Origin of the sequence: Corynebacterium sp. HMSC055A01 (assembly GCF_001809405.1) — a bacterium.
Taxonomy (GTDB): domain Bacteria; phylum Actinomycetota; class Actinomycetes; order Mycobacteriales; family Mycobacteriaceae; genus Corynebacterium; species Corynebacterium hesseae.
On sequence record NZ_KV797595.1, the window covers coordinates 123,264 to 148,338 of the forward strand.

Sequence of the window (25,075 nt, forward strand, 5' to 3'; positions counted from 1 at the left end):
CGGTGCCAGACCGAGGCTTTCGCCCTCCTCATCGTGCCGGGCGCGAACAACCCTGGCACTATGGAGGGCATGAATACTACTTTTCTGTGGATTGCGATAGCAGTCATCGTCCTGATTCTGCTGGTGGTCTTGTTCATCGTCCTGGGCAAGAAGCGCGGCGAGTCGAAGAAGGTCTCCTTTGAAAAGCCCGCGGAGGAGCCGAAGAAGCTGACCCAGCAGCAGAAGTCCGGCAATTATCAAGCCAAGTCTGGTTTTAACTTTGCCCCGGCCGGCGGCGGCGCTACCAAGGAACCCGTGCCTGCGGCTAAGACTGAGAAGCCCGCACCGGCTGAGCCCAAAGCTCAGCCGCAAGCGGAGAAGAAGTCTGAACAGCGTGATGCCACCGAGTTAGCGAACGCTCAGCTCAAGGGTGAAGAGGAGACACCGAAGGCAGCGAAGCCTGCGGCGGAACCGACGCCTAAGGCAGAAACCAAGCCGGAACCTGTTGCAGACGCGAAGCCGGTGAGCGCGCCGGAACCGGCTGCACAGAAGGAGCCGGCAAAGGAAGAAGAAGAGAAAGATTCTTCCGCTGGTCTAGCCGCTGCAGGAGCTGCGGGCGTTGCTGCCGCTGGTACTGCTGCTTCCGGCGCCGCTGCCGTTGAGAAGGACGAAGAGGACACAGAGGAAGCTGTCCCGGCCACCGAACCGGAGACTGCTGAACCGGAGCCGGTAGTTGAAGCCCCGAAGGTAGAAGAGGAGACTCCGGAAGAACCTGAGGCTCCGGCTGAGGAGGAGCCTTCTGCTCAGTCTGAGGCCGAAGAAGAGGCAGCGCAAGAGATAGAAGCACAGCCTGAGTCAGAAGCGCAGCCCGAGCCAGAGGAAGCTGCAGCGGAGGAAGCTGAAGCAGAGGAGGCTGCTGCGGCGGCGGGGGCGCAGGCGGCGTCGGCAAGCGCGGCACTCGAGGCTGAGCCCGAGGAGCTGGAAGTTTCCGAGGACGCCGAGGTCGTTGAGGCCCCGGCATCTCAGCCGCAGGAGGATATCGCACCGGCCGCCGGCCGCTTGGGCAAGCTGCGTGGGCGCCTGTCCCGCTCGCAGAACGCCATCGGCCAAGGCCTCATGGGCATTCTTTCCGCTGGTGATCTGGATGATGATGCCTGGGAAGAGATTGAAGACACCCTCATCATGGCTGATCTGGGCACCAAGTCCACGATGAAAGTCACCGACTCCCTGCGCGAGAAGATCGCTGAACGCGGCGTGAGCTCCGAGGCGGAAGCACGCGCCATGCTGCGCGAGGCACTCATCGAGGTTGGCCATCCGGAGATGGACCGCTCCATCAAGGCCATGCCGAACGACGGCAAGCCTGCCGTCATCATGGTCGTTGGCGTCAACGGCACCGGCAAGACCACTACGACGGGCAAGCTCGCGCGCGTGCTCGTGGCGATGGGCCACAACGTTTTGCTCGGCGCGGCGGATACCTTCCGTGCAGCGGCAGCTGATCAGCTCGAGACCTGGGGTCGCCGCGTAGGCGCATCGACGGTGCGCGGCAAGGAAGGCGCGGACCCGGCTTCCGTGGCCTTCGATGCCGTCGCCGCTGGTGTGGACCAGGGCGTGGACGTGGTCCTCATCGATACTGCTGGGCGTCTGCACACCTCCGTTGACCTCATGGACCAGCTGGGCAAGGTCAAGCGCGTGGTGGAGAAGAAGACCGAGGTCGACGAGGTCCTGCTTGTCCTGGACGCGACGGTGGGGCAGAACGGCCTGACGCAGGCGCGCATTTTCCGCGATGTCGTCGACATCACTGGTGTTGTCCTGACCAAGCTCGATGGCACGGCAAAGGGCGGCATCGTCTTCCAAGTTCAGGAAGAACTGGGTGTGCCGGTCAAGCTCGTGGGCCTCGGCGAAGGAGCCGATGACCTCGCGCCGTTTGAGGTTGAGGGATTCGTCGATGCCTTGCTGGGGGAGAAGTAAGACCTTATAGATCCCTGGGCTATACCTAAGTTCTTTCGAGACGCAGCGCCTCCTTTGTGAGGCGCTTTCGTCGTCTCCATCCCATTAAAGATGTGCTTTGGGGGAGGTCACAATGGTAGTCTAGGACAGTCCTGTCTATGTGAGGCTGAGTTTTCAGCCCTAACAACGGTTCGTGAGGCTACTCTTTCGTGACACTCTTGTATGTCGTCCTCCTCGCAGCTGTCGCAGTGGCGCTAGCACCGGTAGCCGTCAAGGTTGCTGATCGCGCAGCCGGCTACCCGCTAGCCGGCATTTTTATTATCGCAGCGGCACTGTTGGCTAAAGAATTTCCGGCACTGGCCCGTGGCGAAGAACTGTCCTATTCCGTGACGTGGGTGCGTGATGTCATCGCACCAGGCGTCGACGTTAACCTCGCCTTCCGCGGCGATGCGCTGGGCGTTTTCTTTGCGATGTTGGCTCTCATCATCGGCGCGGTGGTTTTTACCTATTCCGCTGCCTACCTGCCCAAGGGGAAAGGCAACGTCAGCTTTTATGTGCTGATGACCGCGTTTACGCTGTCGATCCTCTTGCTCGTGCTGGCTAATGACGTCGTCGTGCTCTTCCTGGCGTGGGAGCTGGTATCGCTGGCGTCGTTCATGTTGATCGCACGCAGCGGCAAGTCCGGTGAGGCCGGTTCGCAGCGCACACTCATCCTGACCTTCATCGGCGGCCTCACCTTGTTGACAGGTGTGGCGATTGCCGCGACGGCAGCGGGGACGACGAACCTGGAAGACATCCTCGCCTCCGATGTATGGGCCGAGCGCCCAGGCCTGACCACCGGGGTTGCCATTCTCATCGCGGCCTCGGCATTCACCAAGTCCGCGCAGTTCCCCTTCCACTTCTGGTTGCCGGAGGCTATGGCGGCTGCCACGCCGGTCTCGGCCTTCCTGCACGCGGCGGCCGTGGTCAAGGCCGGCGTGTACCTGTTGATTCGTTTCTCTACTATCTTCCATGATGTTGCAGCGTGGAACTGGCTGCTCATCGTGGTCGGCATGGGTACCGCCGTCATGTCGGCGGTCTTCGCCGTGCAGAAGACGGACCTGAAGAAGCTGACCGCGTATTCCACCGTGTCCCACCTGGGATGGATCGTGGCCACGATTGGTGTTGGCACGCCCTTCGCCATCGCAGCGGCCCTCGTGCACACGCTGGCACACGCGCTGTTTAAGTCCTCCATCTTCATGCTCATCGGCGTGATTGACCATGAGGCTGGTTCACGTGACATCCGCCGCCTCGGCGTGCTGTGGAACAAGATGCCGTGGACCTTTGGCTCCATGCTCATCGGCGCTGCCTCCATGGCTGCGGTCCCGCCGCTCTTCGGTTTCGTGTCGAAGGAAGGCATGCTGACCGCTTTCGAGGACGCGCCCATCGGATCGGCCGGACAGGTGCTCTTGCTCATCGTTGCGGGCGTGGGTGCGTTCTTCACGTTTACCTACTCCGCCAAGATCGTCTTTGGTGCTTTCTTCGACGGCCCGCGCGATATGTCCAAGGTCCATGAGGCGCCGGTGCGGTTGTGGCTGCCCGCGGCTCTTCCCGGCGTGATGTCGGTGCCGATCATCTTCGTCATGGGCGCGCTCGATGGGCCGCTTGATGACGTCGTGGCGGCCATCGGCATGGAGGGGCATACTCACCTTGCTCTGTGGCACGGCCTGAACGTCCCGCTGCTTATTTCTGTCGTGGTTCTCATCTCTGGCGTCGTCGGTTTGTTCTTCCGCACGCCGCTGTGGACCGCGATGGAGGAGCGCCAACTGTTGCCGCGCACTGGTAACCAAATCCTGAAGTGGATTCAGGACGAGTGCGCAGCCTTCGGACGTTTCGTCGGCCGCATGTCGGATACCCACAACCCATCGAAGCTCATCCTGCCGATTGTCCTCCTCGTCATCATTCTTGCGGGCTCCACTCTGGTGTCGACGGGCGTCGACGGCGTGGCCTTGAACCCGCGCGTGGATGGCCTGGACAACCCGTGGGATCTGCTGCCGCTGGGCATCGTGGCGCTGTCGATGTTTGGTTTGGTTCGTACCCGCAACCGCCTCACGGGTGCGGTCATGATTGGTACTGCGGGTACCGGCGTGACCTTGCAGATGTTCCTGTTGGGTGCACCGGACGTTGCCTTGACTCAGTTCACGGTGGAGGCGCTGTCCGTCATCGTCATGATGATGGTCCTGCGCTACCTGCCGGAGAAATTCCACCCGGTACAGAACACCAACCGCAAGGTTGGCTCCATCGTGGTGGCGGTGCTCGCGGGTATCACCGCATTCCTCGGTGTGTGGGCGCTGATGGGCCGCCACGAGCGCTCCGACTTGTCCATGTGGTACCTCAATAACGCCCCAGACATCACTGGCGGCGATAACGTCGTGGCCACCATCATCGTGGAGTTCCGTGCACTCGATACCCTGGGTGAGCTGTCGGTGCTCGGCATGGCCGCCGTGGTGATTGCCGCGGTCACGTCGACGCTGCCTCGCTTCCCGTTTACCTCCGGTACGCGTCCGGCGCCGTTCGGTCAGTCGCAGCTCAACTCGGTTCCGCTGCGCAAGGGAATTTCCATTGCCATCCCGATTCTGGTGGTCATGTCCTTCATCGTGTTCTACCGCGGGCACCAGGCTTCCGGCGGCGGCTTCCCGGCTGCTCTCATCATGGGCGCGGCCATCGGCCTGACGTATCTCTCTCGCGGCACCGATGAGATCGTCTTCGGCCGCATGACCCCAATTCACCTCACCGGCGTGGGCATCATCGTTGCGCTGACGGCTGGATTCATCGGCTACATTCCGACCTCGCACGGCTCCGGTGGTTTCTTGACTGCCATCCACGGCCACGCCCTGGGGCAGCACTGGACCACGTCGCTCATCTTTGACCTGGGTATCTACCTGGCGGTCCTGGGCATGCTCACCATGGCTATCAACGCCCTGGGCGGCTACTTGCGCCCGGGTACTGAGCGGGACTTCCTGCCGTGGGTCCACGACGATGATTCGGCGCTGCCGAACACGCCGCGCGTGGTGATGGAGGACGTCGATGATCCGTACCCCGAATCCATCAACCCATCCTCGGATCCACTGGCCTTGCTCAATGAATCCGAGGCGCGCCACCGCGCGTCTTCGCCCCACCACACTCCGGCTACAGAGGAGAAGAATTCATGATCCTCGCACTGACTATTGCACTGCTCATCGGTAGTGCTGTCTACCTGATTCAGCAGCGCGGCTTGGTCCACATTGTGTTGGGCATGATGGCCTTTGGCCACGGAGCCAACCTCATGCTCTTGGCCACCGGCGTGTACTCCTACCGCGGTGAGTCCTTCCCGTCACAGGTCCCAGCGGACCAGATGGCGGACCCGCTGCCGCAGGCATTCGTTCTGACCGCCGTGGTGATCTCCATGGCCACCTCCACGATTCTGCTGACCATGGCGGCGATGGGCGCCAACGATGACACGGATGTCGTGGAGCCCGTTGATGACAACACCATTGACCACGCCTTCTCCACGCTGGGCCGCGATACCCAAAACCGGGAGATTCTGCAGCGTTCGGCCAACAAGATGGACCGTCTGAAGGAACTTGACCACGAGGGGGAGAAGTAAATGTATGACACTGTAAGCGCTCTTCTTCCGCTCTTCCCAGCGGTTCCACTGGTATCGGCGGCGCTGGCGCTGCTCGCGCCGTGGCACCGTGTGCGCGATGCCATCATGCTCATCGTGCCGGGCGTAGGCATCTTCGCCTCCTTCGCGCTGCTGCTCTACACCATGAACAATGGCGTGGTGGCGCACACGGTGGGCAATTACGTGGGCAACGCGGGTATCGCTTTTGCTGCCGACACCTTCTCGGCTCTCATGCTCATCACGACGATGATCGTGGCCTTCGGCGCCAACTGGTTCGCCATCGTTGGCGGTGAGACCAAGTCGCGCTATTACCCGTCGCTGACCCTTATCCTGATCACCGGTGTGTGCGGCGCTCTGCTCACCGCTGACCTCTTTAACTTCTTCGTGTTCATTGAGGTCATGTTGCTGCCGTCCTACGGCCTCATCACGATGTCGGGTACGTGGTCGCGCCTAGCCGCAGGACGCGCTTTCGTGCTGGTCAATCTGTTCGCCTCCACGCTGCTTGTGGTGGGCGTGGGCTACATCTATTCGGTTACGGGCGTGGTCAACTTGGCGGCGCTGACGGGCGCTGCTGCCGGCAACGGTCCGGTGACGGTGGCCTCCGGAATCATCGTTATCGCCATCGCCGCGAAGGCCGGCGTATTCCCCGTGCAGTCGTGGCTGCCGCGCACCTACCCGGGCACGTCGGCTGCCGTCATGGGCCTGTTCTCTGGCCTGCATACCAAGGTCGCGGTGTACATGCTCTACCGCCTGTGGGTGCAGCTCTTTGATATGGACCAGCGGTGGGGGACACTCATCATCGTCATCATGATCATCTCCATGCTGGTTGGTGCTTTCGGCGGCTTGGCTGAAAACTCCATCCGCCGCGTGCTGGGCTACCAGATGCTCAACGGTATGCCCTTCATCCTCGTGATGATGGCCTTCACTACCCACGATGCGCAGCGCGCGTTGGCTGCCGGCATTCTCTACACGATTCACCACATGCTCACGGTGGGCTCCCTCATCTTGGCCTCCGGTGCCATCGAGGAGACGTACGGTACGGGCAGGCTCAACAAGCTTTCTGGCTTGGCGCGCCGTGATCCGATTATCGCGTGGATCTTCGCCGCCGGTGCCTTCTCCGTCGTGGGCTTCCCGCCTTTCTCCGGTATGTGGGGCAAGGTCCTCATCGTCGCGGAAATCGCCCGTACCGGCGGGGGATGGGCCTGGACCGTTATCGCGGTGATTATCATCGCCTCCTTCGCAGCGTTCCTGGCCATGTTGCGCGTGTGGCGCCGCGTCTTCTGGGGCAAGGACCTGCCCAAGGAGAAGGTGCCCGATGAACTTGTGATTCGCAAGAAGCTGATGGCTCCCTCGGCGGCGTTGATCTTGGGCTCGCTGACCATGTTCATCCTGTCCGGTCCGGTCATTAGTGTCACCATGGAGGCATCGGAGGATTTGTTGGACACGGAGGCCTACGCACACGCAGTGCTTGGCGACGACCCCGTAGCCCTACCCGATATCGACTCCCTTCAGGAGGGCCGTTAAATGAAGAGTGCTGTGCATGCCGTTGTTTACGCGCTGTGGCTCATTAAGGAGATCTTCGTCGCGGGCTTTTCGCTCGCCATGGAATCCTTCAAGCCGCATAACAACTATCGCCCAGTGGTGCTTCGGTACCCCTTGCGTGTGACGAGCGCCTGGGAGATCTTCTGGTTCACCTCGTCCATTACCGCAACGCCGGGCACCTTGTCGTTGGGCTTGCGCGAGCCGGTTGCCGAAGGCCTTCCGCGCATCGTGCTGGTCCAAGCCGTGATGGGGGATGACCCGGCCAGTGTCATGGCGGACCTCGCGGACATGGAGGAGCGCTTGGCGCCACGAGTGAAGGGCATCGATTATGGCGTGCCTGGCCAGGGCCCGACGGAGGAGCTCGCCCCGACGTTCTACGAGTATCCGCTGGATACGCTGGGCCGTCATATGCGCGCCCCCGATATCGCGAAGGCGGACGATACCCCGCTGGCAGCGAACGACGTGGAGAAGTATTCCGTGTGGCCGCTGCGTCAGGTCGTGCCGGGCAAGGACGCCCGAAAGGATGATAAGAAGTGATTGATTTTTCCTCGATGAGCGCCTTTCAATGGGTTGTCTTTGTCTGTGTGTTCCTCATTGGCGCATCGGTGTGCTCGGCGTTGGTGCTGGCGTTGCGCTCTCGCGATGAGCTCACCCGCACCGTGATGAGTGACATGGTCTTCTACGGCATGATGTGCATGTACTTTGCATGGGCCATGACCAATCACGCGTCCATCGTCTACGACATCGCGATGCTCGCGGGCATCGCGGCGGGCGTGCTGCCGACGTTGTCGATGGCCCGCATCATCTCGAAGGGCAGGAGGTAAAACCATGACTATCGCGGAGATTATTGCTTCGGTTCTGCTGGTTGTGGCCACGGTCCTGGTTATCGCGACGGCCATCGCTTTGTGGCGCGCGCCCGATGCTCTGACCCGAGTCAACCTACTGGGACCGACGGTCGGGTTGGCCGTTCCTCTTCTGCTCGTGGCGAAGCTGGTCGTTGACTTTGCCGAGAACGGGTTCTCGCTGTGGTCGCTGGTCCGTGTCCTCATTGCTTGTTTCGGCGTGTGGATCATCGGTTCGGTGGGCTCTTTTTACATGGGCCGTTCCATCTACGGCGTGACCGTCACGGATGTGAAGTACGCCAAACGTATGCGCCAGCAAGCGCAGACCGTGGAAGCGTCCGAGGAGGAAATCTAGGGCGCACGTTTAAGTGAGCGGCGAGGGCAACAATGCCCTCGCCGCTTTTTTTGGATCCCAAATGTGATCTAGGACTCATCCTTCTTCCCAAAACTATAGAGCTAAAGATATTTTGGGAATTGTACCTATCAAGCTATAGAAAAGGGGTTAGTTGAAGTATGACTCCTGATGCATTCTCTTCCGGTGATGCAGCGTGGATGCTGATCAGCGCATCATTGGTGTTGCTCATGACCCCCGGATTGGCGTTGTTTTATGGTGGAATGGCGGGCAATCGCCATGTCCTTAACATGATGATAATGTCCTTCGGCGCGCTCGCGCTTGTGCCTGTGCTCTATGTCTTGTGGGGCTGGTCCATGTCCTATGCGGGAAGTTCTTTTGCCGGCATCGTGGGCAACCCGTTTGAAGCGTGGGGCTTGCGTGGCCAGATCACAGGACCTTCCAACGAGTATCTCCTCGGTAGTTCTGGTTACCCCGCCGTCATCGATATCGGCTTCCAAGCCACCTTCGCCATTATTTCGACGGCAATTATCTCCGGTGCTATCGCCGGCCGCGTGAAGTTTTCGGCCTGGTTAACCTTCGCGGGTATCTGGGTAACCTTCGCCTACTTCCCGCTCGCCCACATGGTGTGGGGCGGGGGAATTCTCTCCCACGCCCCGCGCTCGCTCGCGGCGTGGCTCTTCGGTGTCTCGAAAGGTGAGGCGCTCATCGCTCCCATCGACTTCGCGGGCGGTACCGTCGTGCACATTTCTGCCGGCGCAGCTGCCCTAGTCCTCGCGATTGTTGTGGGCCCGCGCGCGGGTTTTCCGAAGCACGTCGATAGGCCACACAACCTCCCGATGGTGATGCTCGGCGCCGCGTTGCTGTGGTTCGGCTGGTTCGGTTTCAACGGAGGTTCCGCCTTCGCTGCGGATGGCCTTGCAGGGTTGGCGTGGTTGAATACCACCGTCGCTGCGGCCGCCGCGATGCTGGGTTGGATGTTGGTGGAGCGAATCCGTGACCGTGCCGCCACTTCACTCGGCGCTGCATCCGGAGCTATCGCAGGCCTCGTCGCCATTACCCCGGCGGCAGGAGCGCTGACTCCGCTCGGTTCCATCGCCCTCGGCTTCCTCGGCGGGATTATCGCCTGCTTGTGCATCAGCCTGAAGTACCGCTGGGGCTTCGATGATTCCCTGGACGTCGTCGGCGTGCACCTGTGCGCAGGACTGTGGGGCACGATTGGCCTAGCCTTCTTCGCTACGGATAACGGCATCCTCACCGGTCACTTCACTGAAGGGCTCAAGCTGCTCGTCGTTCAAACGCTGATTGCGGTTGGGGCGATGCTGGTGTCGGGGCTCGTCACCTTGCTTGCGGCGCTCCTCATCCGCGCCACCATGGGCTGGCGAATCGAGGATGAAGCGCAGGGGATCGACCTGGGCGAGCACCGCGAGACCGCATATGATTTCCGCGAATCCGTGGCGTCGCACCGCCGCCACGCCCACGACGCTAGGATTAGTCCTGCACCAACCGTCCAGCCGCGGGTCGACACCGCCGGAGCTAAGGAGTAACAGATGAAGCTCATCACTGCCATCGTCAAACCGTTCACGCTGCCGGACATTCGCGAGGCCCTCGAACAGCACGACGTACACGGCCTGACGGTGACCGAGACCCAAGGATTCGGCCAGCAGCGCGGCCACAGTGAGGTCTACCGCGGCGCCGAGTACGCCACCGATTTCGTGCCCAAGGTCAAGCTCGAGGTGGTGACCTCTGACGAACAGGTGGAGGACATCGTATCCACCATCGTGGACGCCGCCTACACCGGCAAAATCGGTGACGGCAAGATCTGGATCACTCCTGTTGAGGACGTCATCCGCGTGCGCACCGGTGAGCGCGGCGAGGCGGCCCTGTAACACGTGTCTACGGCCGCTCAACTGCGTGAGGACGCTTATGCCTCGGCGATGCGCCTTACGCAGTCCCTGCAGCTCCCGCCCGGCTGCGCGCTTGCCGCTACCGGTTCCTTCGCGCGCCGCGCGATGACCCCTTTTTCGGATCTTGACCTCATTCTCCTTCACCCGGATGACACGGAGTTGCCCGAGGAAGTCGTTTCCGAGGTCTGGTATCCCATCTGGGACGCCAAGTATCGGCTCGATTATGCAGTGCGCACCCCGCGCGAATTCGGCGCCATCGCCGGTTCCGATCCCGCCGCCGGCTTCGCGCAACTCGATCTGGCCTTCGTTGCCGGAGACAAGCAGCTGGTGGATTCCACCCGCGCCCAGGTCTATGCCTCGTGGCGCCGCCTGTTGCAGAGCAATTTCGACGCCTTCGTTGATCTAGCCATCGCGCGCTGGCGCCGTTCCGGCACCTTGGCCACGATGACCCACCCGGATATCAAGAATGGGCGCGGCGGTCTGCGCGATATCCAATTCCTCCGGGCCCTCGCTTTAGGAAACCTCGCGGACGCCCCAGCGCTCGAAGAGGAGCAGGCTCTGCTTCTCGACGTCCGCACGCTCCTCCACGTCACCGCCCGCCGCCACCGCGACATCCTCGACCCAGAATTCGCCGCGGAGATTGCACACGAGATGGGCTTTGCCGACCGTTATGAATTATCAGCGGCCGTCGTCACCGCCGCCGCGGCGGTGGATAGGGCCGTTGAGAGGGCGCTCGCGACGGCTAGGGGAGTGGTGGCCAAGCGCAGTCACAACCGCACTCGCAAGCCACTCGACATCGGTGTCGTGGATGTGGGCGGCGAAATCCGGCTCGCCCGCACCGCAGACCTCGACGAGCCGTGGCTACTCCTGCGCGTCGCCGCCGCAGCAGCACGCTCGGGCAGGAGCGTGCCCGCCCACGTTTGGGAACAACTACGCGAGCTGCCAGACCTGCCGCAGCGCTGGCCCGCGGGAGCAACGGATGCCTTCTTCAGCCTGTTGTCCTCACCGCTCAATACCCCGCGCCTTATCCAAGAGATGGACGCCCATGGTTTGTGGGAGCGAGTCGTTCCGGAGTGGGAGCACATCCGCGGAATGCTGCCTCGGGAGCGCACGCACGCTCATACCGTGGACTATCACTCCATCCTTACCGTCGCTCGGTGCGCTGAAGCTCGCACGTCCGTAGCGAGGCCCGATCTGCTGCTCTTGGTGGGGCTCTACCACGACATCGGCAAAGGCTACGGCCGCCCGCACGAACTCGTGGGAGCGGAGATGGTGGCGCGCGCTGCCGCCAAGCTGGGCCTCGACCTGGCGGATCGCTCCCGCGTGCAAACCGTGGTGGCTGAGCACACGACTCTGGCGCGCATCGTCTCCCGCACGGACCCTTACTCCGACGAAGCCCGCGATGAGCTTCTCGAAGCCGTGCGTTATGACTACCTGACCTTGGCGCTCCTCGTCGTGCTCGCCCGCACCGATGCCGAATCCACCGGCCCAGGCGTGTGGAACCGCAGGCTCGAGAATGGAATCGAGGCGGTCAGCGCTCGCGCTTTTTCACAGCTGGAGGCCCTGAGCCCGGTGCGGCCGCTGGTGGCCGTTGACCGCGACATCGGCCTGCGCCACAACCCGGAGGATGATAGCTTCACCGTCCTGTGGCGCGGCAGCTACCAGCGGGAGGCTGTGCGCCCACTAGCTCTTATCGCTGCCTTGGGATGGAACATTCTGTCCTCGCGTTTGGTGCGCACGGAGGAGGGCTACGCCGGCGAGTTCGATATCCGCGCGCTCCACGGCGCCATCGATCTCGCGACGGTGGAGGAGCGCTTGGTGCAGTCTTATAAGTCCGGAACCTATACCGTGCTGCCCGATTTCGTACCGGGACCTGCAACCGCCATGTGGACCAGAGGCGTTTTCGAGCTCAGAATCGATGACTACCCGGGTACCCTCGGACACGTGCTCGCGCTGCTTCCGGAGTGCGAGTGGCTATCCACCACCACACCGGGCGCCACGATGGTGCTTCACGCCGTGCCGCTTGGCGACGTCCCCCGTGCCACCCTCGTCCGGAATGTGACCCAAGCACTGGTCAACGGCTAAGCTGGGGAAGTTATAAATTTATCCACGATAGTTGAGGGAGCACTCTAACGTGTTTGAGTCTTTGTCTGACCGCTTGCAATCAGCCCTGTCCGGCCTGCGCGGCAAGGGCAAGCTGACCGAGGCGGACATCAACGCCACAGCGCGCGAAATCCGCCTTGCGTTGCTGGAGGCGGACGTCTCGCTCAACGTCGTGCGCGGCTTCATCAAGCGCATCAAGGAGCGCGCGGCAGGCGCCGAGGTCTCCGAGGCGCTCAACCCTGCGCAGCAAGTGGTCAAGATCGTCAACGAGGAGCTCATCGAGATCCTCGGCGGCGAGACCCGCCGCCTGAACCTAGCCAAGAATCCGCCGACGGTCATCATGCTCGCCGGCCTCCAAGGTGCTGGTAAGACCACCTTGGCGGGCAAGCTGTCCAAGCACCTGGCTTCCAAGGGGCACACCCCGATGCTGGTGGCCTGTGACCTCCAGCGCCCGGGTGCGGTGCAGCAGCTGCAGATCGTCGGCGAGCGCGCCGGGGTCGACGTCTACGCGCCGGATCCTGGCACCTCCCTGAACTCCCACGAGCATGAGATGGGTACCTCGCACGGGGATCCGGTGGACGTCGCCAAGCGCGGAATTGAGGAAGCCAAGCGCACGCAGCACGATATCGTCATCATCGATACCGCCGGCCGCCTCGGCATCGATGAAACCCTGATGACGCAGGCCCGCAACATCCGCGACGCCGTCAACCCGGACGAAGTCCTCTTCGTCATCGACTCAATGATCGGCCAGGACGCCGTGCAGACCGCCGAGGCCTTCCGCGACGGCGTGGACTTTACCGGCGTCGTTCTGACCAAGCTGGACGGCGACGCCCGCGGTGGCGCGGCCCTGTCCATCCGTGAGGTGACGGGCAAGCCCATCATGTTCGCCTCCACCGGCGAGAAGCTCGAGGATTTCGATGTCTTCCACCCGGAGCGTATGTCCTCGCGCATCCTGGGCATGGGTGACCTGCTGACGCTCATTGAGCAGGCGGAGTCCAAGCTGGATCAGTCCAAGGCGGAGGAAGCCGCCAAGAAGATGGGCTCCGGCGAGATGACGCTCAATGACTTCTTGGACATGATGCTCATGGTCCGCAACCTGGGGCCGATGGGCAACCTGCTCAAGATGATGCCGGGCGGCAACAAGATGAACCAGATCGCCGACATGGTCGACGAGAAGCAGCTCGACCGCATCCAGGCCATCATCCGCGGTATGACCCCGGAGGAGCGCGAGAACCCGAAGATTCTCAACGCTTCGCGCCGCAAGCGTATTGCGCTGGGCTCTGGTGTAGCTGTCTCTGACGTCAACCAGCTCATTGAGCGTTTTATCGAAGCCAAGAAGATGATGTCCCAGATGGCCGGCCGCTTCGGCATGCCGGGCATGGGCGGCGGGCGCTCGGCTACTAAGAAGAAGCCGAAGGGCCGCAAGGGCAAGAACGGCAAGCGCAAGCCGCCGAAGCGTCGTGGTGGCGGCGGAATGCCAGGCATGGGCGGCGGTATGCCGTCGATGCAGGAGCTGCAGAAGATGCAGGAGCAGCTCGGCGGCGGCATGCCCGGGCTAGGCGATATCAAGATGCCGAAGGGCATGGAGAATATCGACCTCAACAACCTGGACTTTGGCCAAGGCAAGAAGAAGTAGGCGATTACCCACGCGACAATATGTCCGACTAAAGTTGGATAAAACTGTTCTCGCGTGGAAAGGTCCTCACTGTGAAGGCCAGCCCTGTGGTGCGCCAGATGCGCCACGACATCACTACCAAACCGTTCATCGCCATCTGGGAGGTCACCCGTGCCTGCCAGCTGGTGTGCCAGCACTGCCGGGCCGACGCCCAGCACGACCCCGCACCGGGCCAGCTCACTACCGCCGAAGGCAAGGCGCTGCTGGATTCCCTGGCCAGCTACGACAAGCCACGCCCGCTCGTGGTGCTCACGGGAGGGGATCCGTTTGAGCGCGGCGACCTGGAAGAGCTCACCGCCTACGGCACGTCCCTGGGACTCAACGTGTCGCTTTCGCCGTCGGTCACGCCCCGTTTGACGCGCGAGCGCCTCGAGGGCCTGCGCGCGGCGGGAGGGGCCGCGCTGTCGCTGTCTCTCGACGGCGCGAGCGCTGCAACCCACGACTACTTCCGCGGCTTCTCCGGCATCTTCGACCGCACGATTGAGATGGCCAGCGTGGTCACCGACGTGGGCTTCCGCCTCCAAATCAACTCCACCATCACGAAGAACAACGTCCATGAGGCCCCGCAGCTGTTGGAGCGGGTTATCGAGATGGGTGCCAAGCTCTGGAGTGTGTTCTTCCTCGTACCCACCGGCCGCGGTACGGGCTTGGAGGCGCTGACCCCGCAGGAGCGCGAGGACGCGATGCAGTGGCTGCACAGCGTGTCCACGCGGATTGCCATTAAGACCACGGAGGGGCCGCAATATCGGCGCATCGTCCTGCAAGCCCAGCGGGGAGAGAAGTACGAGGGCGGCGAACTGTACCGCTTCCTTACCGCGGAGACCGAGCGGATTTTGGGCCCCGATCCTCACACGCGCCGCCCGCGGCCGCCGATGGCCATCAACGCGGGTTCCGGCTTTGTCTTCATCGACCACGTGGGGGACGTCTATCCAAACGGCTTCCTGCCGCTGCACTGCGGCAACGTCAAGAGTCACCTACTGCCGGACATCTACGCCAACTCGCCAGTGTTTAAGAAGCTTAGGGATCCCAACGCGTGGAGCGGCAAGTGCTCCGTGTGTGAGTTTGCTTCTGTGTGTGGCGGCTCGCGGTCCACGGCTTTTGCCATGACGGGCGACCCGCTCGCGTCGGACCCCACCTGCGCCTACGTGCCCGAAGCCCTGCGCTAGCGGCGGCTACTAGATGGCCTCGCCCGCAGGGAAGGCAGGGTAGGGGACCGGGTTGGCGGGAGTCGGCGCCGCCGGGGTGGACGGTGCTGGGCCCGCCTTCGTCGTGGAGGTAGACGTGGCGGTTTCCGGGGGCTGCTGTTGGACGGTCTCGCCATTGAGGAACGGGGTGATCGCTTCACGGATGAGCGGGATGGCCGAATCCGCGAATGCCGTGGTGAAGTGGTGCATATCGCGATACACCATGATATTGCCGATGATGACCGGGCAATCGCCGTTGGCATCGCAGAACCACTTCGAGGTGTCTACGGCCAGCATGTTCTTGTACTGGGAGAGGACCTCTGCGCCCGGATCGTAGGGCGCATAAACCTCCTCGAAGCGCATACCGCACCCGAGGGAATCCTGGGTGGCCACGTAGCACTCATCAAACTGGCGGCCATTGCCGTGCTCGTCGAATCCCCACGGATTATCGCGGAAACCGAGGAAAGGAATATCGTGCTTGGCCAGTTCGTCCCAGAAGGCCTGATATCCCGGCGGGACGGCGTCCGGGCCGTGGCCTAGGGCCTGCCCGGGGCGCGTCGAATTCGACACCACGAGGGCTGGGTCCGCGTCGATGATGCGCTTGACCACTTCCTTGCTCCACTCGGCGCAAGATGGCTTGACGCTGAGCTCATCGCCCAACTCGATGGGGCAACCTACGCGGGTGAGCGGCACCAGCTTGAATCCCATCTCGCGGCCCAAGTGATCCAGGGCTGAGGAATACTGCTCCGCGTGCGAACCGCCCACCAAGTAGACCTCAACGTCGGAGTTGACGTCGCCGAAGACACACGGCGTTACGCCGTCCTTCTGCGTCTCGATGAAATAGTCCGACGGCTCCTGCTCTGGAATGAAGCACCAGTTATCGGCAACCGGTGGCTGGATGCCGCGCGCGAGAATCGGATCTGGCTTAATCTCCACGTTCTCAGGCGGGGTGATGTTCTCCACGAAGGTCGTTGCCCCAGGGTAGAGCTGCGGATCAAGAATCTCTTGGTTTGCCTCCTGGAGGCTGCGCTGCCACAGCGGCTGAACGGCCACGAGCGCAACGGTGCACGCCGCGACGACAACTCCACCGACGCCGCGGAGGGCACCAGTGCGGGTGCGGAGGTCGGCGAGGCCGCGGTGGACGGGGAGGTCGTCGGCAAGCGGGCGCTTGCGGTGCTGGCGCAGGGGCTTCTCGACGAATCTGTGCGTCACATCCGCCAAGCCCAGCGACACCGCGATGATGATGGCACCGAGCCACCATGGCGGGGTTTCAAAGCCGAGCGCGGCGGTGGAGATGATGAGGAGCGGCCAGTGCCACAGGTAGAGCGGGTAGGCGATATCACCGAGCCAGCGGGAAGGGCGAACCGTCAGTACCCGCGAGAAGGAACCACCGGAACCAATAATGATGAGCACCGCGCCGCCGATGGGCAGAAGTGACAGCGGGCCCGGGAAAGCCAAGCTGTCGGAGATGAGCATGCCGGTGCCAGCCAGGGCGGCTAGGCCGAGGGCGGTGGCGACGTTGGACAAATGCTGCGGCATCTTTAGGCGCGAGCCGTAGATGACGAGAACCGCGCCCAGGGTTAGCTCCCACGCGCGAGACCACGTGGAGTAGTAATTCTCAGGGGTCCCGTAGAGACCGTCGCGCGAGGCGTAGGCAAAAGAGGCGACGGTGATCACGAGGAGGATCGGGCCGGCGATAGAATTTACGGAGGGGAAGCGCTGCGCCTTAAGCCCCGACTTCTTCGGGCGCAACCGCATAAAAGCGGCCAGGCCCAGGGCAAAAAAGATGCCCATGAGATAGAACTGCCCCTGGACCGCCATGGACCACATGTGCTGCAGCGGCGACGTGGTTGCGGAGGCGGCAGCGTAGTCGGCGTTTTGCCGTGCTAGCTCCCAGTTTTGGTAGTAAAAGACTGTCGCCGTGATCTGCTTGGTGAGCTCGGTGTTCATGAGCTTCGGGGTAAATATCCGAACAAGCACATAGCTCACACCGATGACGAGCACGAGGGCAGGTGCCAACCTGCGCAGCGTGCGCCAGATGGGCCACCACGGGTTCAGGGAGGCGTTCGGCCGCGCGGCATAGCGCAGCTGCGAGCCCAGGAAGAAGTACCCGGACAGGAGGAGGAAGACATCGACGCCACCGGAAACACGACCGACGAAGACGTGGTATAAAACAACCAAAGCGATCGCGATGCCGCGGAGGCCATCGAGGTCGTAGCGGTAGCGGAATGTAGATGGGGCTTGTTTATTCATAAAAAGAGGTTTGTGTGGCAGCGAAATAACCGCATTACAGGCTACCCCTTTCGCGGGGTAAGGCCTAACCATGCAAGCGGTAGGGGGGATTTCCTATTTTGCGTGCGTACCGCTAAAATCATTGGGGTTGTCCATGTGCAGCATGGAGGACACCTAAAACTTCATTTCTGCGTAACGCCGGTACCGCCCACGGACGGCCGGCATGTCACACGCAGGATAAATCCAAGGGTTGAACCGGCGCGCCACCAAGCGGCGCGTGTCTGAACTGCCCGGTGACTAGAAAAGGAGCCAATCATGGCCGTTAAGATCAAGCTGCAGCGTATGGGTAAGATCCGCAACGCTGAGTACCGCATCATTGTTGCTGATGCACGCACCCGCCGCTCCGGCAAGGCTATCGAGAACATCGGTATCTACCAGCCGAAGCAGGAGCCGTCCCTGATCCAGATCGATTCCGAGCGCGCTCAGTACTGGCTGGGTGTCGGCGCGCAGCCGACCGAGCCGGTTCTCGCACTGCTCAAGGTGACCGGTGACTGGCAGAAGTTCAAGGGCCTGCCGGGCGCAGAGGGCACCCTGAAGGTTGCTGAGCCGAAGCCGTCCAAGCTGGATCTCTTCAACGCCGCTCTGGCTGAGGCCAACAACGGCCCGACCATCGAGGCCATCACCGAGAAGAAGCGCAAGGCCAAGGAAGAGGCTGAGGCAAAGGCTGCCGCTGAGAAGGCTGCAGAGGAAGCCGCTGCCGCTGAGGCTGCAAAGGCAGAGGAAGAGGCTGCCGAGGCTGACTCCGCTGAGGAGTCCGCAGAGTAAACTACTCGCCTAACAGAAAATCCCCGCACCAGCGGGGATTTTCTAGTTTTGCGGGGCAGCGGGGCGTGCTTCCAAGGGGTTCTCGAAATCCAAACCGCGGATGGCGGAGGCGATGACCGACTGCGCAATCCTTTCCATCGCTTCTTCCGATACTGATGCCAAGTGGCCGCTCAAACACAACACCGTAAAGCCGTGCACCGTGGACCACCCAGCAAGACAATTTTGCATCATGAATTGCCGGTTAGGCTCCTGCCCAATGTAGCGTGCGTACTGCTCCATGTAGTCATAGAAGTTGAACGTGGCCTGGACCCGCGGATCCTCTCCCGGTCCCTCTGCGGCGGCGGCCAGCGCACCAGGGATGTCAAAGCCGCTCGTGGCCATCATGCACTCAAAGAAGCTTTGCTCCTCCAAGGCATAGTGGTAGTAGGCAAAGCCAGCCGCCATCATCTTGTCGACAATGCTTCCCTCGGTATTCTCGAAGGCCTCACTCAGCTTGGTAATGAGTTCGAAGGTGGCGACGTCTGCGACGGCGTCGAGAAGCGCGGCCTGATCCTTGAAGTGGCGGTACGCGGCGGTGGGGGAAACGCCGACCGCGCGCGTTGCCGCGCGAATCGTTACTGCCTCTGGTCCACCCTCCCGGCCGAGCTTGATGGCCTCCTGGAGGATCTCTTCATGCAAATTTCCATGGTGGTAAGGCTTAGAACTACTCACAATCCAAGAATAATACTAAAAGTCTAGACATTCACGCCAGTGTTTGGCGTCAACATTGTGAGCAGCATTAGCGCAGGTTGATCGCTGCAGGACACCGCATGTGGGACATACGCTGGAAGGTGTACGATGCGCCCGGGAACGAGCACGTAATCTTCATCTCCGCAACTAAAAGTCACCGCGCCCTGTAGCACCTGGACGGTGATGGGGTGCGCGGCTTTGTGATCGGGCAGGAGCTGCCCGGGCAAGAATGAAAAGAGGATGAGGTTCGCTCCGTCGGCACTGAGGACTCGCTTAACGGCTGGTCTCGGGCGCGATGGGTTCGGCTTAGGGGCCTCATCGAGCAAATTCAGCGTTGTGAGTGCGGCGCCGTCATGGGCGGCGGCACCAAAGGTGGTTGCATCATTGATGGGAAGCTCAGTCATGCCGCCCCAGCGTAGCCCGTTAAGCTAGCAGGCATGGAACTACTCATTGGTCGCGTGGTGAAATCCCACGGCATTAAAGGCGAGGTCTCCGTCGAGGTGACCACCGATTCCCCTGAGACCCGTTTCGCCGTCGGCGAGGTCCTCCACGGCAAACAAGGCAAGAAAGAACACGAGCTCACCATCGCGGCGGTGCGCGCCCATAAGGGGCGCCTGCTCATCACCTTCAAGGAAATCCCGGACCGCACGGCCGCAGATGCTTTGCGCGGCACCCAGTTCTTCGCCGAACCCTTGGATGATCCCGAGGATGACGGCTTTTATGACCACGAGTTGGAAGGTCTGCGCGTTCTCCTCGATGGCAAAGAGGTAGGCGATGTGACCGGCGTGACGCACGGTCCTACGCAGTCCCTTCTGGAAGTCACGCTCACCGATGGCAAAGAGGCGTTGGTCCCCTTCGTTGAGCAGATCGTGCCCGAAGTCGATCTGGAGGCCGGGACCTGCACCATCACCCCGCCGGAGGGGTTGCTCGACCTATGAGGATAGACGTTCTCACCATTTTTCCGGAGTACCTCGACCCGCTGCGCCACGCGCTGCTGGGCAAGGCCATCGAGCAGGGAAAGCTCGCGGTGGGGGTGCATGATCTGCGCCAGTGGGCCACCGACGTGCACAAATCCGTCGATGACTCACCCTACGGGGGCGGCCCAGGAATGGTCATGAAGCCTGAGGTGTGGGGGCCGGCGCTTGACGACGTCTCCTCCGGCACCGCCTCCACCCAGGACCTCCAAAGCGCGCTGCCGCACCTGAGCAAGCCGCGCCACGACGATATCCATGGCGTCGAGGCGCGCTCCTATGGTGAAAGCGAGGGTTCGGATAAGCCGCTGCTCATCGTGCCGACACCTGCCGGAACGCCCTTTACTCAGGCCGACGCGCAAGCCTGGTCTAACGAGGAACACATTGTCTTTGCGTGTGGGCGCTACGAGGGCATCGATCAGCGCGTCGTCGAGGATGCCGCGCAGCGCTACCGCGTGCGCGAGGTGTCCATCGGCGATTACGTGCTCATCGGCGGCGAGGTAGCCGTGCTGGTCATTGCTGAAGCTGTGGTACGCCTTATCCCCGGGGTGTTGGGGAACCGGCGCTCGCACGAGGAGGACTCCTTCTCCGATGGCTTGCTGGAAGGGCCGAGTTACACCAAACCGCGGGAGTGGCGCGGCCTGGCGGTTCCGGATGTACTGACCTCCGGGGATCATGCCAAGGTGGACCGGTGGCGTCGCGAGCAGTCGCTGGCTCGGACGTGGAAGCGCCGCCCGGAGCTGCTGGATGCCGCGGAACTGAGCGATGCCGACCGCGCGTACGTGGAATCCTTGAAGGAGGAATGAGATGGACATCAGTACTGACTTGTCAATACTTATGGCCGAAGCCGAATGGGACAAGGTTCTCAAAGATATGCCGCAGCGTTTGCGCGAAGGCGGCGTCGAGCCGCTCGATATCAACGCAGAGATCATCTCCTTTACCTGCGAGCCAGACAATATCCTGGTCAACGAGTACATGGATAAACACGGCCAGCCGCCGGTGGGTGAGCACGTGTGGAGGGTCATCGTCAACGGCTCCTCTGAGCTGCCGTTGACCAAAGTCACCGCGGCCGTCGCGGACTGCTTGCCGCCGCACACGCTGTGGTACGGCACCTCCGAAATCGGCCACACCGAGTTTGGGTTGGGTACTTCCTGCGCGTGGCAGGGCGGGGTATAGGGTAGGAAGGTCTTTTAGTCCCCGACCAAAAAGAGGTTTTGTGAATATCGCAGCCACCATCGCCGGAGAGCTGGGCGTCAAAGAAGCACACGTTGACGCCGCCCTGAAACTCATGGCGGAGGGCAATACCGTCCCGTTTATTGCCCGTTACCGCAAGGAAGCCACCGGCGGGCTGGATGACTCCCAGCTGCGTATCATCGAGGAACGCTCGACGTACCTGCGCGAGCTGGAAGAGCGCAAGGAAACGGTGCTCGCCGCGATTGAGGAACAGGGCAAGCTCACCGATGAGCTGCGCGCACTGATCCAGGGCTGCGAGACCAAGGCGCGCCTGGAGGATCTGTACCTGCCGTATAAGAAGCGCCGCAAGACCAAGGCGGATATCGCGCGCGAGGCAGGACTGGAGCCGCTGACGGACAAGCTCATCGAGGACCCCTCGGCGGACCCGACCGAGCTGGCGGGGGAGTACCTCACCGAAGGTTTCGAGGAAACGAAGAAGGCCCTCGACGGCGCCCGCGCTATTCTGGTGGACCGCTTCGCACTGGATGCGGATCTGGTGGGCGAGGTGCGCGAGCGCATGTACACCAGCGGTTCCATGAACGCTGGCGTGGTCGAGGGTAAGGAAACCGAGGGCGCGAAGTTCAAGGACTACTTCGAGTTCTCTGAGCCTTTCGAGAAGCTCCCCTCGCACCGCATTTTGGCGCTGCTGCGCGGCGAAAGCGAGGGCGTTCTGCATCTCAACCTCGACGCCGGCGATGACGCCATGTACGAGGGCATGATCGCAGACCGCTTCGACCTGGACGTGTCTACCTCCCGCTGGCTTGCCGACGCCGTCCACTGGGGCTGGCGCACCAAGCTTTCCATCTCTTCCGGTCTGGACGTGCGCATGCGCCTGAAAGAGAAGGCGGAGGAAGGCGCGCTCAAGGTCTTCGCGACAAACCTGCGCGACGTTCTTCTGGCCGCCCCGGCCGGCCAGCGCGCGACGCTGGGCCTAGACCCGGGATACCGCAATGGCGTCAAGTGCGCGGTCGTTGACCCGACGGGCAAGGTCCTGGCCACCACGATTGTCTACCCGCACCAGCCGCAGCAGAAGTGGGCTGAGGCGGTGAGGGGGTTGGCGTCGCTAAGCGCTGCCCATTCGGTGGACCTCATGGCGATCGGCAACGGAACCGCATCGCGTGAGACGGAGAAGCTGGCGGGTGAGGTCGCTGACCTCATCGCGCAGGCCGGCGGTGCTCGCCCCACGCCGGTGGTGGTCTCCGAGGCTGGCGCGTCGGTGTATTCGGCCTCCCAGTTGGCGGCCGATGAATTCCCTGACATGGACGTCTCCCTGCGCGGCGCCGTTTCGATCGCGCGCCGCCTCCAGGACCCGCTGGCGGAGCTGGTGAAGATTGACCCGAAGGCGATTGGCGTGGGGCAGTACCAGCACGACGTCAACCAGGTTGCGCTCGCCCGCACGCTCGATGGCGTGGTGGAGGATGCCGTCAACGGCGTCGGCGTGGACCTGAACACGGCGTCGGCTCCGCTGCTGGAGCGCGTGGCCGGCGTGAATTCCACGATTGCGGCCAACATCGTGGCGTATCGCGATGAGAACGGCACGTTTGCCTCGCGCAAGGAGCTGAAGAAGGTGCCGCGTTTGGGGCCGAAGGCCTTTGAGCAGTCCGCGGGTTTCTTACGCATCAATGGTGGCAAGGATCCGCTCGATGCCTCGGCCGTGCACCCGGAGGCCTATCCTGTGGTGGCGCGCATTGCGGAGAAGACCGGTCTGGGGGTTTCGGAGCTCATCGGCAATTCACGAGTGTTGACGAAGCTGTCGCCGGCGGACTTTGCTGACGATACCTTCGGTGTGCCGACGGTGACGGATATCATCGCGGAGCTGGATAAGCCGGGCCGCGACCCGCGCCCGGAGTTTAAGACAGCCACGTTCAAGGAAGGCGTGGACAAGGTCTCGGACTTGAAGCCGGGGATGATTCTGGAGGGCACCGTGACCAACGTTGCGGCCTTTGGTGCCTTCATCGACGTTGGCGTGCACCAAGACGGGCTTGTGCATGTGTCCGCGATGAGCCACAAGTTCGTCTCCGATCCGCACGATGTGGTCCGCTCGGGCCAGGTGGTGAAGGTGAAGGTTATGGAAGTCGACGTGGAGCGCCAGCGCATTGGCTTGTCGCTGCGGCTTGACGACGAGCCCGGCCAGCCCGCCCCCAAGCGCCGCAACGGCGGTGGGCGTTCTGAGGGGCGCGGCGGCCGCTCCGACCGTCGCAACTCCCGCCGCGACGGTGGGCGTGGCCGCGCGGACCGCGGCGGCGGTGGTTCGATGGCCGATGCCCTCAAGAAGGCCGGCTTCTAAAGCTCGCCTAGTTGTGCGCCACAAACCCCTGACTGTTCAAACGGTTGGGGGTTCGTGAGTTTTCAGTGGCTTCTTCTGTACGGACAGTGGGTTGGACAAGCCCGTGGAGTGGAGCGATCGCCGAAGGCGCGGAAGGCCTCATGAACGTTGAGGTTTCCGCGTGGCGCCGAGCTGAGTCCGGCGTGTGGACGTGCACGGCTACGCTGCCGCGAAGATTATCCGGGCGGCGCAGTGCTGGGTGGCGATGGGTGTATGTCCGGTGGAACGGGTGGTTGGCTTGGAGGGGTTCGCGTCGGGCTCGTGGCCTGTCGGTTCAAGGCCTCTTGGTAGGCCGGCTGCGCGGTAATCGGCGTTCCCCAGGGCGGGATGTAATCAACCGGTCCCTTCAGCCGAAAGACATAACCTCTGCCGGTTGGGCTCGTAGGGTCATCGTCGTTAATGCCATTGTGGTAGGCACACAGCATGGTGAGGTTGGGAGGATTGGTTTCTCCGCCCGCTTGCCATGGGATGATGTGGTGGACTTGGCAGTAATCGGCTGGCTTGTTGCAGTCTTCGATCGCGCAGGTGGGGTGCTCCGCGCTGGCCATGATGCGCTGCTCGAGGCTGGCAAAGCGCGAAAGCCGGTGCAGCCACACCGGGCCGATGGTGGGGTGGACCAGTGTGGCGTAGCCTGTCTCGGCGAATTTGTAGGTCAGAAACTCCGCGCCGCTCATGCGCCCGCCGTTGGTGAGCTCGAGTTCGATGTCATCGCCGTCGTGGCGGATGATCTTGTCGAGTTCGTCGAGTGTCACCACCACGTTTGTTCCCACCGCCGGCCGGGAGCCTACGCCCTCTTTGAAGAAGACCTGGCGGGTGGCGTCTAGGAGGTCGGTGGGGTTAATGGATTCCAGGGTGCTGCGCATGGTGGAGATGTTGAGCGCAGAATCAGTCACCGTGAGCGAGTGCGGGCCGTTCTTGCGGTAGGTCAGCCGCACCCCTGGCGACGGCACGCGTTTCGGTTTGAGTTCCTTCAAGCGTTGTGCCGCCACTGAAGGCACCCGTTCCGAGGGCACGGAGACGAGCGCGACGCGCAAATTCCAGACGTCAACCTGCTTCTTCAGCTTCGCGGTGTAAGACTCAATCAGGCTCAGCGTGGCCAGGTCGTGGCCTTGGCGTTGGGCCGCCTGGCGGGCGGTGCGCTGCTTGCCGGTGAAGCGGGTTTCGCCGAAATAGATGGCATGAAGCGACGCCAGCTCCGCCGCATCGCCGTGTGAGGCGCCCAGCGCGCGCAGGCTTTCGGGCGTGCTGCTTGCTGCTTCCACCAGCGCAATCCCCGAGTTGCGAAGGCGGATGTAGGTTTCAATATCCCCCATGTGCACAGAGCCTAAAACAGGCCACGCGGCCCCGCAACCGGAGAAGAAAACGCCCTGCCTACAAGCTGTAAAGGGCAGGGGCTTGCCGGATGAAAGCCCGATTCGAATGCACTTGCCCGCCCGTCACAAGGGAGTGCGGGGTGATGTAATTCAGGTAGTGCGCAGCGCGGCACAACGCGACGAATGGTTATAAGTTCACAATGCCAACTTATTCGGTGGTATGTTTGTTGAAACAAATGACCTAGTGGCCTCGCTCACGTTTGCGTGTCTAG

Annotated in this window: 21 protein-coding genes; 17 read left to right on the plus strand and 4 right to left on the minus strand. The window is 62.3% G+C overall.

The window, feature by feature from the left end; all coding sequences use genetic code 11:
- Positions 1 to 69 precede the first annotated feature (69 nt).
- The 12 genes from ftsY (at position 70) to HMPREF2604_RS11775 (ending at position 15,156) form a co-directional block, all read left to right on the plus strand.
- Entirely contained in the window at positions 70 to 1,947 is a 1,878-nt protein-coding gene (gene ftsY / locus HMPREF2604_RS11720; protein ID WP_070565527.1) for a signal recognition particle-docking protein FtsY, read from the plus strand.
- Between the two features lie 188 nt (positions 1,948 to 2,135).
- On the plus strand, positions 2,136 to 5,117 hold the full coding sequence (locus tag HMPREF2604_RS11725) for a DUF4040 family protein (RefSeq protein WP_070565529.1): 2,982 nt from the start codon (positions 2,136 to 2,138) through the stop codon (positions 5,115 to 5,117).
- The gene (locus HMPREF2604_RS11730; protein ID WP_070519992.1) at positions 5,114 to 5,551 is read left to right on the plus strand and encodes a sodium:proton antiporter; all 438 of its coding nucleotides are present in this window, start codon (positions 5,114 to 5,116) and stop codon (positions 5,549 to 5,551) included. Before HMPREF2604_RS11725 ends, HMPREF2604_RS11730 begins: the two co-directional genes overlap by 4 nt.
- On the plus strand, positions 5,552 to 7,093 hold the full coding sequence (locus HMPREF2604_RS11735) for a monovalent cation/H+ antiporter subunit D family protein (protein ID WP_070519994.1): 1,542 nt from the start codon (positions 5,552 to 5,554) through the stop codon (positions 7,091 to 7,093). It begins immediately after the preceding gene.
- Positions 7,094 to 7,648, plus strand: coding sequence for a monovalent cation/H+ antiporter subunit E (locus HMPREF2604_RS11740; protein ID WP_070519997.1), 555 nt, complete (start codon positions 7,094 to 7,096; stop codon positions 7,646 to 7,648).
- 14 nt (positions 7,649 to 7,662) lie between these two features.
- Positions 7,663 to 7,935: a cation:proton antiporter gene (locus HMPREF2604_RS11745; RefSeq protein ID WP_029158995.1), complete on the plus strand. Its 273-nt coding sequence runs from the start codon at positions 7,663 to 7,665 to the stop codon at positions 7,933 to 7,935.
- 4 nt (positions 7,936 to 7,939) lie between these two features.
- Positions 7,940 to 8,308: a Na+/H+ antiporter subunit G gene (locus tag HMPREF2604_RS11750; protein WP_070519999.1), complete on the plus strand. Its 369-nt coding sequence runs from the start codon at positions 7,940 to 7,942 to the stop codon at positions 8,306 to 8,308.
- A 158-nt stretch (positions 8,309 to 8,466) separates the two neighbouring features.
- Positions 8,467 to 9,852: an ammonium transporter gene (locus tag HMPREF2604_RS11755; protein ID WP_070565531.1), complete on the plus strand. Its 1,386-nt coding sequence runs from the start codon at positions 8,467 to 8,469 to the stop codon at positions 9,850 to 9,852.
- Between the two features lie 3 nt (positions 9,853 to 9,855).
- Positions 9,856 to 10,194, plus strand: a complete 339-nt coding sequence (locus tag HMPREF2604_RS11760) for a P-II family nitrogen regulator (protein ID WP_070533220.1) — start codon at positions 9,856 to 9,858, stop codon at positions 10,192 to 10,194.
- A 3-nt stretch (positions 10,195 to 10,197) separates the two neighbouring features.
- Positions 10,198 to 12,297 carry a [protein-PII] uridylyltransferase gene (locus HMPREF2604_RS11765; protein WP_070565533.1) on the plus strand — a complete coding sequence of 700 codons (2,100 nt, stop codon included), beginning with the start codon at positions 10,198 to 10,200 and terminating at the stop codon, positions 12,295 to 12,297.
- A 49-nt stretch (positions 12,298 to 12,346) separates the two neighbouring features.
- Positions 12,347 to 13,951 (plus strand): signal recognition particle protein, encoded by a 1,605-nt coding sequence (ffh, locus tag HMPREF2604_RS11770; RefSeq protein WP_070520007.1) that lies wholly within the window; start codon positions 12,347 to 12,349, stop codon positions 13,949 to 13,951.
- A gap of 98 nt (positions 13,952 to 14,049) precedes the next feature.
- The gene (locus HMPREF2604_RS11775) at positions 14,050 to 15,156 is read left to right on the plus strand and encodes a TIGR04053 family radical SAM/SPASM domain-containing protein (protein WP_083299255.1); all 1,107 of its coding nucleotides are present in this window, start codon (positions 14,050 to 14,052) and stop codon (positions 15,154 to 15,156) included.
- 9 nt (positions 15,157 to 15,165) lie between these two features.
- Here the strand turns inward: HMPREF2604_RS11775 and HMPREF2604_RS11780 are convergent, their stop codons facing one another.
- Complete coding sequence (locus HMPREF2604_RS11780) at positions 15,166 to 17,427, minus strand: acyltransferase family protein (RefSeq protein ID WP_070520011.1); 2,262 nt, start codon at positions 17,425 to 17,427, stop codon at positions 15,166 to 15,168.
- A gap of 294 nt (positions 17,428 to 17,721) precedes the next feature.
- On the opposite strand from HMPREF2604_RS11780, the gene rpsP reads away from it, so the two are divergent.
- Positions 17,722 to 18,231 carry a 30S ribosomal protein S16 gene (gene rpsP, locus HMPREF2604_RS11785; RefSeq protein WP_070520013.1) on the plus strand — a complete coding sequence of 170 codons (510 nt, stop codon included), beginning with the start codon at positions 17,722 to 17,724 and terminating at the stop codon, positions 18,229 to 18,231.
- Between the two features lie 42 nt (positions 18,232 to 18,273).
- Here the strand turns inward: rpsP and HMPREF2604_RS11790 are convergent, their stop codons facing one another.
- Both HMPREF2604_RS11790 and HMPREF2604_RS11795 read right to left on the minus strand, forming a co-directional pair.
- Positions 18,274 to 18,942 carry a TetR/AcrR family transcriptional regulator gene (locus tag HMPREF2604_RS11790; protein ID WP_070565535.1) on the minus strand — a complete coding sequence of 223 codons (669 nt, stop codon included), beginning with the start codon at positions 18,940 to 18,942 and terminating at the stop codon, positions 18,274 to 18,276.
- Between the two features lie 23 nt (positions 18,943 to 18,965).
- On the minus strand, positions 18,966 to 19,364 hold the full coding sequence (locus HMPREF2604_RS11795; RefSeq protein ID WP_070565537.1) for a cupin domain-containing protein: 399 nt from the start codon (positions 19,362 to 19,364) through the stop codon (positions 18,966 to 18,968).
- 33 nt (positions 19,365 to 19,397) lie between these two features.
- Between HMPREF2604_RS11795 and rimM the strand changes: the two genes are divergently transcribed.
- Genes rimM through HMPREF2604_RS11815 form a run of 4 tightly spaced genes read left to right on the plus strand, consistent with a single transcriptional unit; the run spans position 19,398 to position 23,451 of the window.
- On the plus strand, positions 19,398 to 19,898 hold the full coding sequence (gene rimM, locus HMPREF2604_RS11800) for a ribosome maturation factor RimM (RefSeq protein WP_070565539.1): 501 nt from the start codon (positions 19,398 to 19,400) through the stop codon (positions 19,896 to 19,898).
- Positions 19,895 to 20,737: a tRNA (guanosine(37)-N1)-methyltransferase TrmD gene (trmD, locus tag HMPREF2604_RS11805; RefSeq protein WP_070565541.1), complete on the plus strand. Its 843-nt coding sequence runs from the start codon at positions 19,895 to 19,897 to the stop codon at positions 20,735 to 20,737. The genes rimM and trmD overlap by 4 nt, the downstream gene beginning before the upstream one ends.
- A gap of 1 nt (position 20,738) precedes the next feature.
- Positions 20,739 to 21,107 carry a hypothetical protein gene (locus tag HMPREF2604_RS11810; RefSeq protein ID WP_070565543.1) on the plus strand — a complete coding sequence of 123 codons (369 nt, stop codon included), beginning with the start codon at positions 20,739 to 20,741 and terminating at the stop codon, positions 21,105 to 21,107.
- A gap of 40 nt (positions 21,108 to 21,147) precedes the next feature.
- Complete coding sequence (locus HMPREF2604_RS11815; protein ID WP_070565545.1) at positions 21,148 to 23,451, plus strand: Tex family protein; 2,304 nt, start codon at positions 21,148 to 21,150, stop codon at positions 23,449 to 23,451.
- Positions 23,452 to 23,666: 215 nt separating this feature from the next.
- Here HMPREF2604_RS11815 and HMPREF2604_RS11820 read toward each other — a convergent pair whose 3' ends face one another.
- Positions 23,667 to 24,803 carry an HNH endonuclease signature motif containing protein gene (locus HMPREF2604_RS11820; RefSeq protein WP_070565547.1) on the minus strand — a complete coding sequence of 379 codons (1,137 nt, stop codon included), beginning with the start codon at positions 24,801 to 24,803 and terminating at the stop codon, positions 23,667 to 23,669.
- Positions 24,804 to 25,075 lie beyond the last annotated feature (272 nt).